Here is an 11,124-nt window from a genome sequence, read left to right as displayed (position 1 = left end):
CGTGGAATTTTACTTTTGAAAATGTCCGCCGCGTCGCGCAGGCGCTGGCCGATTACATCAACGAAAACGCTCCGAGCGATGAAAAAGGCAAAATGCCTAAAATTTTTGTCGGGTTTGACCGACGTTTTATGTCCGATTTATTCGCAGCTGATATTGCCAGCATTTTCCGTTCCAACAAAATCGACGTTATCCTTTCGGACCGGCCTGTTTCCACGCCGGTGGCCGCGTGCCTGAGTGTAAATAAATTTTGGATGAGTATTATGGTTACCGCCAGCCATAATCCGGCTAACTATAACGGCATTAAAATCAAACTGGCAGGCGGTTCGGCTTCCGCACGTGTGACCAAAGAGGTAGAAGCATTATTGGACCAAAATTCCATTCTCTTTTTGTATGGGCAGAAGGCGGTCCAAAAAGATTGTTCCGACATATATTTTAAATACGTCGCTTCGCATGTGAATTTGAAGAAAATAAAAACCTTTAAAGGCAAAGTGGTAATGGACTATATGTACGGTGCGGCTGCGGGATATATGGAAAAATTCCTGCCTGAAAAACAGGTCATTGCGCTTCGTGCCGAACACGATCCTACTTTTGGCGGAGCGCAGCCCGAACCTGTGGAAAAAAATTTGGCTGTGTTGAAGAAAACCGTCGTAGAAAAAAAAGCTGCTTTGGGTGTAGCTTTTGACGGCGACGGCGACCGCGTAGCACTCGTGGATGAAAAAGGGACCTATTTGACGCCGTGTATTATTGCTGCTGTGCTTTGCGATTATTTAATTAAAAATAAAAAACTCCAAGGTAAAATCGTGCAGACGGTTTCTATGGGGTATTTGCTTAAACGCATCGCCCGCAAATACGAAATGCTGTTTGAAGAAGTGGGGGTGGGTTTTAAACACGTGGCCGAACGTATGGCACTGGAGGATGTGGCTTTCGGAGTGGAGGAATCCGGCGGATTTGCGTGGAAAGGCAATCTGCCTGACCGCGACGGTTTGACCGTGGCGCTTGCCTTCTTGGAAGTGATGACTGTTACGGGTAAAAAAGCCAGCGAGTTGTGCACGTTGGTGGCGCAGGAATACGGCGCGTCCGTTTATTTGCGTAAAGATTTACCTCTCTTTAAACCGGTGGATAAAGCCGCACTGACGGAAAAACTCCGTAAGAAACTGCCCAAAAAAATCAACGGCCGCAAAGTGGCGGAACTGGCTACCTTTGACGGTCTAAAAATTATTTTGGAAAACGACGAGTGGCTGCTTCTCCGTCCGTCCGGCACGGAACCGCTTTTGCGTATCTACGCTGAAAGCGCTACCAAAAAAGACACGCTTGCTTTAATCGAATTTGGGGAAAAACTGGTTTCCTCCTATTTGAAGTAGAGGCGATATGATTAAAATTGCGCTGGTGGATGATTCTGTTATTTTGCGTGCGGCTATCCGAAACGTGTTGGAGTCATCCGGATTTGAGGTGGCTTTTGAATCGGGCGGCTCGGCTGAAATGCGCGCGGGCCTTAAAGAATGCACGGTAGACGCGGTATTGCTGGACGTGTTTTTCCCAACGGAAAACGGTTTGGATATTTTGGCGGAATTGAAACGTCATTACCCGCATATAAAAGTATTGGTAGTTACCGGTTTGCGGCAAGATACAATTTTGGCTGAAGCACAGCGGTTAGGCGCGGACGGCGTGTTGTATAAGCCGTTTGATTCCGATGAGTTGTTATCCTCCATACGTCACGTCTGCGGTAAATAGAAAGCCTGTTTTGAATAAAAAAGACCCTTAACGGGTCTTTTTTGTGTATAAAATTTATTTTTTCTACAGATGCTCTGGCAATAGGGTGTTGAAAAGTTCTTCCGCCGCACAGTATAAATCGGCTTACAGTTTTAACCATTTAAATTCAAAAAATACGACAACGGAAAAAAATAGTACCGGTCCCCAACCGGCGACGAAAGGATTAACATAACCATTTTCGCCAATGGACGTAAACATAGAAATCAGTGCCCAAAACGAAAACGCAATGACGAGCGAAGCCATGATGTTTACAATTTTGCTCTTGCGGCGCGTGCTGATGGCAAACGGCATCCCCAGCAGGCAGATAAGTACCGTCACGAAAGGAGTTGCTAATTTGGCTTGGCGCATCGTTTCAGCGGAGTAGTAAGAAAGCCCTGTTTGTTTGTGGAAGCGGATACGTTTGGTCAAGTCGCGTACACTCATTAAATCTTCGTCTACGCGGCTGATGGACATTTGGTCGGGGCGGATGTCCAGTTGAGCGGGCGCAGCGGCAAACTTTTCTTCGGCGGTATTGGTCGCATCAGTAAACGTGCGGCGTAAGCCGTCCACGAACAACCAGCTTTCCGTTTTCTTATCCCACACCATCTGTTCCGCCACAATCTGTTCGGCTATTTCCCACTGGCTGTTGTAAGCGTCTACGGAAACTTTATTCATAGCGCCTTGTGTCAGGTCCACTTCTTTGGCGAATAACATTTGGGAAGGGGAAATTTTGATAATCACATCTTGTTCCAAGGATTGGTTATAATTGGGATGTGGTTTTAAACGCGTATAATAAATGTAGTCGGCTTTTGCGTTTAAAGGCGGAACAATAAATTCCTGTATCAGCAGGGTTACTGCGGCTACCAGCAAAATGCACGCAATAATCGGTTTAAATAATTGCCGCGGCGAAAAACCCCCTGCCACGCAGGCCGTCCATTCACCATTGGAAACCATTTCGGAAATGACGGAAATTGCTCCGAGCAGGCAGGCCACGGGCATAATGGTGGTAATCCAATTGGGAAACGTGGCCGTGGAATAGGCTAAAATATCCCAGATGGTGGTAACGCCGTTTCCCAGATTCTTCATCTTCTCAAAGGTGTCGCCCAATACTACAAGGGTAGCGAATACTCCCAATGAGAAGAAAAACGGCCCCCAAAATTTTTTTGAAATGTATTTGTAAATGAGATGTGCGCACATCAGATATTCATCCTTTTTTTCCACAGCCAGTACGCTGCACCGATTCCGACAAAAATCGGCAGCCACGGGCCCGGATAGGCGATCCACGTGTATTTTTTACCTAAAGACAAACCGAGCGTCAGCAGCAGGTAAAAGCTGAAAATAATAATCACGCTGAACAACATTCCCCACCCTTTATTGGTGCGTTTTCCCAGCGAAAAACCGACCGGACAGCTGACAAATAACAAAATAATGGGAGACAGCGCCAGTACGTTACGCATACTGATACCGGTGCGGTATTCGTTGGCGGTTTTAATGTCAAGCGGGGCTTTGCGCAAACGGCGCAGCAGTTTGGTGGTGGTCATTTCGCCCATACGCGGGGCGCGTTGGTGGGCGCGGAACAACGAAATACTCATTGTGTAATCTTCAAAATTGGCTGCTATGATAGAGGATGGATCCTTTTGATCTACACGCTGCATCTGCCCGTCTTTTAACTGCAGGCCAATGGCAGTATCGCTTAAAATTACTTTGCCGGAGGAGGCGTTGACTTTGGTACTGAGTGCTCCTGTGTCATTTTTTTTGATTAAATGAATAAGTTCGGCGGCGTTAGTTAGCGGGTTAAGCTTTTCCAGATACAAGTCCCAGTCTCCCAAATCAATAAAAGTTTGTGGTTCCAGTGTTACTTTGGTGATTTTGCTGCGCGCTTCGTCGCGGCGGTTTAAAAATTGTTTGTAACTGCGGGGGGTCAGCCAGTTGCCCATAATAATTAAGATTACAGACAAAACAATGGCGCACGCAAGCAGCGGGCGGATAATTTCTTTAAAGGAAAATCCCGCCGCGCGCAAAGCGATCATTTCTCCTTGTTCACTCATATTGGTAAGTGTCAGCAAAACGGCGATTTGAAAAGCCATTGGGGCGCTTAAACAGAATACATCCGGCAAAATGTTGAGTAAAGACGATACAATCCATCCCAGTCCCGTTCCGTATGTCATTGCCATATCCAGCACGCGGATGAAATGGTTCATAAAAATGACGAACGTCAAAATTCCTACCACTCCAGCGAAGAAAGTGATTAAGCTTTTTGCGATGTAACGGGTAAATATGCTGATATGCATATTTTTATTTTACAAAATATCGGCTTTTTCGGGGGGAAAACGCGCAGAGACACCGTGTGGCGGCGGAAATGGGATAAACGGGGGAATTTTACGGTGGAATTTTCATTGTATTTCCGCTGGTGGGAGAGGGTGTTGTACTGTGGGGGGAGGTTTGTATAGTGAAAGCAGATTTTGCCGATTATAGGGAGAGTAAATATTATAAAATGAAACAATGAGGTGTTTTGCGTTGTTATGAGGATACTGCGGTTCCCCCTTGCCTTTCTGCTGCTTTTTCAGTTTATTTTCGCTCCCACAGCGGGTGCGGAGACGCTGCCGTACAGTTTGGTGGATAAAGAGCAGTATTCTATTTTTCAAGAAGAACAGGCCGCTAAACGGGAGGAAGAGTTATCCCTTCAAGATCCTCCGGATGATGCGGACCTCTTGCGCTATTCCGGCGAATTTTGGCGTCAGGCCGTTACAGCTGTAGAAGGCTCCTACCGCCTTGATAAAGAGCCGGAACCGATTCCCGATTTAACCCTTTTGAATCCGACACTTTCATTGCCGCTTTACGGTACCAGCATCGCGCTGACGGGGCGTTATGTGCTGGGATTTAAACTTTCCGCGAAAAAATACAAAGAAGATCCCAACAACAATATTGAGGAACGCAACGAAAGTTCGATGGAGATGAACCAAGAAATGCAGCTCAAAATGCAGGGTAAGATTATGGACCGTATTTTTGTAGACATCGATTATGACGACCAGCGCGAGGACGAAAAAACTATCTCTGTGGCGTACCGCGGCAAAGAGGGGGAACTGGTGCAGCTGGCGGAATTCGGCGATCTGAACCTTTCGCTTCCGCAGACGGAATTTATCACATACCAAAAGCAGCTGTTTGGCGCTAAGATGCACTTGCAGCACAAAAATGCCAATTTGTATCTAATCGGTTCGCAGACGAAAGGTTCCAGTAAACAGAAGCAGTTTGTGGGGAGCAGCGTGTCGGAAATTATTTCGCTGGCTGATAAGGATTATATCCGCCGGACGTATTACGATTTAACCTTCGGCGGGAACATTCATCCGGACAGCCCTTCCTCTTATTCTTTTTGGAGGGATGCCGTCGGCAATATTTCCCCGGGATCCGAAGAAGTTTACTTGGACAGCAACACTACTTCGTCCGATTATGTTCCCATTACCAAAGATGCCACCGATTACTTGGGCGCCGACCGGTATTCCGCCCAATGGCAGCTTTTAACGCGCGGCGTAGACTATACGGTGGATTATTCGCGCGGCATTATTACGTTTAAGCGTTCCATTTCGGCCGAGAGTGTTATCGCCGTAGACTACCGCAACTCGCGCGGCGAATGGCTTAGCGCGGCGGGAACAACGCCCAATACCATCAAACTGATTAAAACGGAAAACGATAAGGTGTGGGGCAGTAATACGGACGAAAGCGCCAGCAAGCTGGAAATCAAAACTTTTTATAATATCGGCGCGCAAAAAATCACGCAGGACAACGGCAAAGGCAATTTTATTTTGCGCTTGTTGGACGCTAACGGACAAGAGGTGGGAGAGTCGGCCTCTCCCCGTCAGGTATATCCCAGCACGATAGAGGTGGATTTCAATACGGGTATCTTTGAGCTGCAGAACCGTATGGTGGATGACCCGGGACTTTACAACGTAACGCCGGTATCCTCGCGTAACCGTACGTTTCAAATTCAGTACGAGTCTACGGTAAAGACGTATTTTATTGAGTCGGACATTGTTATTGAGTCTGAAAGTGTCAAGCTAAACGGCCGCCAGCTGGTGCGTAATAACGATTATTACATCGATTATACCTCCGGTTTTATTACGTTCTACAAAGGCGACGAAATTACCGAAAATTCCGTTATTGATATTACTTATGATACGATAACGGGTTCCAGTTCCAACAACTCTGTTTTGGGCGGACGTTTGGATTATAAATTGTTTGATAAAATCGTAATGGGCGCGACGGTGCTGCAGGAAGGGAGCGACAAACCCTCCTCCGTACCGCAGGTGGGTGCGTATGCCAAAGAATTGCTTGTCTACGGGGCGGACGTAAACGGCAAAGACATTAAACTAGCCGATCCGGTTTCCGTGGATTTCAGCGCAGAGGTGGCCAAGAGCAGAAAGAAACAGAACCTGTTCGGTTACGCGATGATTGACAGTATGAATGAAACAAACGAGCAGGTCTCCGGTTCGCGCATTTTTCGGGACTGGATTATCGCAGCCAACCCCAATAACAAACCGTCCTTTTTAAACGCCGTCCGCTGGGATACGCAGGATTTGCCCGCATTGGAAATCAACCCGCATTCTATTGCTGACTATAATGATAAGCAGCAAGTGCTGGTTTTAAATTATGACTTTTCCCAAGGTATCAATTTTGACGGACGCGATGAAGTTTCCATCGTCTATCCGTTAAGCACGAGCGGCGTAGACTTGTCGGACAAGACATCTTTTGAGCTGACGATGCTCGGCGAAGAAGGCGGCCCGCAGGTAAACTTTACGTTTGGTAACATTTCCGAGTATTCTGACAGTTCTTTAGGTATGGATACCCAGTGCGGTATGGGCGTGCCGAAAACGGAAGATATTGCCTGCCGTAACAGCTTGGCTCCGAATGAGGATATCGGCTGGCTGTTTACCAATCCGGACGGCACGGAAGAACGGTATAATCCGTTTGTTGAAAACGTCTATAATCCCGAATCCCAGCCGAACGGACGTATTGATACGCAGGATTTAAACGGCAACGGAAAGTATGACGCGGAGGATATTCCTTTGCAGGGTAATTTTGGTTTTGCGGGTGCGCCTATTGACGGATTGGCCGGAAACTTGGCGACAAATACTTCTTGGCAGACGTATACGTCGCCGTTGTTAATTACATCGGCGGAAAAAAGCCAGTGGACAGCGGTGCGCCACCTGCGTATTACGCTGAAAAAAGGCCAAAAAATGAAAGGGCAGATTAAAATTGCCAATGTGTCTTTGTCCGGTACCGCGTGGAACGTAAAAGACGGTACAGCCCCCGACCAGTTTGCCGTATCCGGTATCAATAACGTGGATAATTCCAATTACGAACCGATCTTTGCCGACCGCTTTGGCGACGGTAAACGCGTTTTTGATTATTTGTACGGTTCTGTAGATAATTTCAAAAAAGATAACAATTCCGCCAACGCGTTGGATCAATCGCTAAATTTAAAGTTTGATACCACTTCTCTGCCTTTTGTACCTGACGATACAGAGGAAGTTCATCCCGCGGGCGAGCTGTACGCCAACCGTAACTTTAGGAGTATGGATTTTTCGCAGCACCGCGAACTGCGCTTCCTGTTGCATAGTACATCGGCCAATGCGGGAACGGAGTTCTTTTTAAAAGTAGGTACGGAAACGAATTTTGACAAAGTAATCGTTCCGGCGGATTTTGACGGCTGGCGTCTGATTTCGCTTCGGATGGTGGATTCAGACGGAGACGGCATTACCGATACGCTTGAGAATGTATCCGACACGTCGTACAATGTGCGCGTTGCCCGTCACCGCGCGGCGGGGGGACTGCTCAATTTCCGTGAAATCAGCTTGATTTTATCCGGCGTACAAAAAAAAGAAGGTACAACCGGCAGCCAAGGTGAAGTGTGGCTTAACGTTATTCACTTGGCCGAAGCCATTACGCTGGAGGGCGAAGCGTATAAGGGTGATGTGGTGGTAAAGTGGGACGGCTGGGGCAGCGCGGGGGCCAAATACAAATATCAGGACAGCAATTTTGAAACTCCGCTCAGTGTCGCCAAAAACCAAGAAGTGACAGAAGAAGAATACTTTTTGAAAGTGGATAAAATCAAAGAGTTTCCTATGCAGGCCAATTTAACCCGCAGTACGGTGGTCACTCCGCTGATTACCGACAGTTCGGATTATAATACCGTCAGCCTGCTTGATAAAGGCAAGGTGGAACGCCAAACTGCCGTTGTACGCGGGGACTTTATTAAAGAGAATATGCCCAAAATTGGGTTGGAATATACGCTTGACCAAGTGGATTACGGCGCGATGAAACGCAAAGATGACGCCCGCACTTACGGCGCAACGCTAACGCATTCCGTAGGTTCGTTTAAAAACATTTCCGCGGGATACCATATTACCGATTCTTCCGTGGATTACGACCGCGAACGTCATTTAGAGTCCGAAAATTATTACAATACGGACGAAAATACCCAAAAAATGAACGTAAAGGTAACATACCAGCCCAACAACCGTTTCAGTTTTACCCCCAGTTACAGCTTGAGCAAAAGCAAAGAAGACCGCATGAAATATGAAACAGACGCGGTCACTTCATCACGTTATCCCAAAGCCATGACCCAGAATACCGGTTTTAACAGTACGTGGAAAATAAATAAATGGCTGGCACCGTCGGTCAGTTACAACATCAGCACGGTGGAAAACAATAACCTTACCGCCAAAACGATTACATCTTCCGGTGCGCGCGTGAATGTGGGGGTGGGCGACGTAAAAACCGTCAACCGCAATGCCGATGGCGGCATAACGCTGGCGCTCAACGGAAACGAACTGCTTCCCAAAAGCAAACTGTTTAATACATTTGTCATTTCGTCCAGTTACCGCATTCAGGATGCGGACTCTTGGGCGGATGTGGACAGCGGATTTGATTCGCGCAAAGAACTGTGGGTTCGCCGCTCGTTTAAGGATGTGGGAGCGTACGGTTACCGCAAAAGTATGACGCTGCGCGACACATTTACCTCTACCCAGCGTTGGAATCCGCTTTCCCGGTATGAGTTAAACGGTGCATCCGCTCCGCTTAAAACCATTTCCCTTATCAACAACTTTACCAAAACTTTTCAAACCAACGAACAAACGGGTACGGCATACGATTCCACCAGTCTTACGCTTCCGGATTTGACGTTTTCCATTTCAGATTTGGAGAAATTCTTTTATGGCGGGCGCTGGCTGAGTTCGTCCAATTTAAAATTGCGTTACGGCAAGTCGGAGCAGATTAACGAAGGGTCTGACGAGCAATACTCCACCCAGTACGGCGGGGACTTGCGCTTTATGCTGTTTAATTATTTTGATACGGTGCTGAATTACACGCGCAAAAATTCCGACAAAACCGATATCCGTATGAACGCCAGTTTGGAAAGAGTACGCGAGGAAAATTTTTCCGCGCAGACTTCTTTTTACGTCGGCTCTATGCGCGTAACTCCCAAAATTACGCATAATTCGTACGACCGTTGGCTGGTAAGCGGCAAACTCAGCGAAAGTTCTACTGAAACCGTGCCAAGTCTAAATTTGCGCTGGGACTTTAATTTACCCCATGGTATTAAACTGCCGTTTATTAATAAAGTGTACAACACATCCAACCGCGTGATTTGGAATACAAACTTCAGTTATACGGATAAACGCTCTCCCGTGGAAGTGAAAGAAAATTATAGAATGTACGATTTCAGTTCTTCGCTCGATTACGAGTTTTCCCAAAACCTGCGTTTTACGGTGTCGGGCGGGCTGACTATTTTGGATCACGCTTATGTCGCCACTGAAGATTATACTGCCTATAACGTGGCGGCTAACATTACCGTTCAATTTTAGGAGGGCGTATGCCTGCTGCCGCGCTTTATTCTTTAGTCAAACGCATTTTGCATTTTTTATTTCCGCGTACGTGTTTTGCGTGCGGGTGTGATTTGCCGTGGGACGCTTGCGTCTTTTTATGTGATTCGTGCGAAAAAGGACTCAAGGCTGCGGGGCCTCTTATTTGCCAGCGGTGCGGTGTGACGCTTACGTCCGGTGGCGCACATTGTTATAATTGCCGCGGCAGCAAGGTAAAAACGTACAAATGTTCCCTTATCCGTTCCTCTTTTGCGTTTAATGCTTCTTCCCGCGGGCTGATACACGCGCTCAAATACAGCGGTGCCGATTATTTGGCGCAGGAAATGGGCAAACGAATGGCTGTAAATTTTTGCAAGTATCCGGAATTGGCAGCCGCCGAAATAGTAATGCCTGTGCCGCTGTTTCCTTCCCGCCGCCGCAAACGCGGATATAACCAAAGCGCGCTTTTGGCGCGTGCTTTTACTAAAGAGATGGGACTTTGTGTTGATGAAATCTCTCTGGTCCGCACGCGTAATACGCGCAGCCAAACCAAGCTGGGCCGGAAAGACAGACTGGAAAATATGACGGGCGCGTTTTTGTGCCGCCATCCGAATAACGTCAAAGGCAAAGTGATTTTACTGCTGGACGACGTGGCCACTACGGGCGCGACCTTGGAGGGATGCGCGGCGGCTCTCAAGGCGGCGGGTGCCAAAAAAGTGTTTGCTTACACGTTTGCGCGGGAATAAAAAATTGCGCGCGGAAGACTGCTGCTAAATTTTGCCGTTTGCCTTTAAGCTGTAGTGCGAGCCTTTTGCCACGATAATATGGTCGTGTACCGAAATGCCGAACAGGGCGGCGGCGCGGATAACCTCGCGCGTAAGCGTAATATCTTCCTGTGAAGGGGACGCATCTCCCGATGGGTGGTTATGCACCAAAATAATAGCCGACGCCTTGGCCAAAAGCGCACATTCCACAATTTTGCGCGGTGTGACGGCCACGCGGTCAATCAGGCCCGAGGCGATGATTTCCGTATTGATAATCGTATTGCGTACGGACAGATAAATAATTTCTAAACACTCTTCTTTTTTGCCGGATAAAGAGGCTTGGCAATACTCAATTACGTTTTGGGGCGTACGGATAGCTACGCGTCCTTTGACTTCGTCAAACATATATTTTTTGAAAATTCCCCGTATCAGTTTTAGAAACAGCGCGGTGTTGCGCCCGACGCCACGAACGCTTGCCAGTTCTTCGGGCGTGGCATCTAATACGGAGGAGATTGAGCCGAAGCGTTTTAAAAGTGCCCACGCCGCGGGTTTCATATCCCGCCGCGCGACGGCATACGTCAGCAAAAGCTCCAAGGCTTCGTGGTCTAAAAACGAATCCAATCCCGCAGAAGCAAACTTTTCACGTATGCGTTCACGGTGGCCGGTGTAAGAGGGTTTGCTTGTGTTTGACATAGTATAATTCTATACATTCCGCTCGCAAGAACTCCGGGCGTAAGCCCGAGAGGTGGAGCGAA

The 11,124-nt window shown here is 47.6% G+C and carries 7 protein-coding genes; 4 read left to right on the top strand and 3 right to left on the bottom strand.

Translation table 11 applies throughout. The features are described from left to right. Window positions 1-1,361: phosphoglucomutase/phosphomannomutase family protein (locus ACI351_RS04310; protein WP_439734028.1), on the top strand; the 1,361-nt coding region annotated here is incomplete at its 5' end. A 7-nt stretch (window positions 1,362-1,368) separates the two neighbouring features. After that, window positions 1,369-1,731, top strand: coding sequence for a response regulator (locus tag ACI351_RS04305; protein WP_439734027.1), 363 nt, complete (start codon window positions 1,369-1,371; stop codon window positions 1,729-1,731). 123 nt (window positions 1,732-1,854) lie between these two features. On the opposite strand, the gene ACI351_RS04300 is transcribed toward ACI351_RS04305, so the two are convergent. Both ACI351_RS04300 and ACI351_RS04295 read right to left on the bottom strand, forming a co-directional pair. After that, complete coding sequence (locus tag ACI351_RS04300; protein WP_439734026.1) at window positions 1,855-2,946, bottom strand: LptF/LptG family permease; 1,092 nt, start codon at window positions 2,944-2,946, stop codon at window positions 1,855-1,857. Continuing rightward, a complete protein-coding gene (locus tag ACI351_RS04295) occupies window positions 2,946-4,040 on the bottom strand; it encodes an LptF/LptG family permease (protein WP_439734025.1) in 1,095 nt (364 codons plus the stop codon). Before ACI351_RS04295 ends, ACI351_RS04300 begins: the two co-directional genes overlap by 1 nt. A gap of 231 nt (window positions 4,041-4,271) precedes the next feature. Between ACI351_RS04295 and ACI351_RS04290 the strand changes: the two genes are divergently transcribed. Then, window positions 4,272-9,608, top strand: coding sequence for a hypothetical protein (locus ACI351_RS04290; RefSeq protein WP_439734024.1), 5,337 nt, complete (start codon window positions 4,272-4,274; stop codon window positions 9,606-9,608). A gap of 8 nt (window positions 9,609-9,616) precedes the next feature. After that, entirely contained in the window at window positions 9,617-10,351 is a 735-nt protein-coding gene (locus ACI351_RS04285) for a ComF family protein (RefSeq protein WP_439734023.1), read from the top strand. Window positions 10,352-10,375: 24 nt separating this feature from the next. Here the strand turns inward: ACI351_RS04285 and radC are convergent, their stop codons facing one another. After that, on the bottom strand, window positions 10,376-11,062 hold the full coding sequence (gene radC / locus ACI351_RS04280; RefSeq protein ID WP_439734022.1) for a RadC family protein: 687 nt from the start codon (window positions 11,060-11,062) through the stop codon (window positions 10,376-10,378). Window positions 11,063-11,124 lie beyond the last annotated feature (62 nt).

The sequence above is a fragment of the Candidatus Avelusimicrobium sp. genome (genome assembly GCF_051874775.1).
In the GTDB taxonomy this organism is placed as follows: domain Bacteria; phylum Elusimicrobiota; class Elusimicrobia; order Elusimicrobiales; family Elusimicrobiaceae; genus Avelusimicrobium.
Note: the sequence above shows the minus strand (reverse complement) of the source record. Positions and strands in the feature narration are given on the sequence as shown.